The 303-nt window shown below is 54.8% G+C and carries 1 protein-coding gene; it reads left to right on the plus strand.

Translation table 11 applies throughout. The annotated features are described in order from the left end of the window. A partial coding sequence (locus EAY64_RS20185; RefSeq protein ID WP_199734510.1) for a chemotaxis protein CheW occupies nt 1-303 on the plus strand: 303 nt, incomplete at both ends.

The following is a 303-nucleotide window of genomic DNA, read 5'->3' on the forward strand; positions in this document are numbered from 1 at the left end:
AACAAGCCGGAAATCATGATCGTCACCGAATACAACGGTCATACCCAAGGCTTTCTGGTGGAAGCGGTCGACACCATTCTGCGCCTGGACTGGTCTGCCATGCGCGTGCCACCGGACATGATCACCAACCGCATGGCCGGACTGGTCACCGCGGTTACCGAGCTGGATCAAGGCACGCTGGTGATGATGATGGATGTGGAAAAAGTACTGGCAGAAACCTCGCTGGTTGACGACTCCCATCACTTCATCAATATCGAGCCGGTAAAAGAAGAACGCATGATCTTCTTCACCGACGACTCCGCC

The sequence above is a fragment of the Aquitalea palustris genome, assembly GCF_003693445.1.
GTDB lineage: Bacteria > Pseudomonadota > Gammaproteobacteria > Burkholderiales > Chromobacteriaceae > Aquitalea > Aquitalea palustris.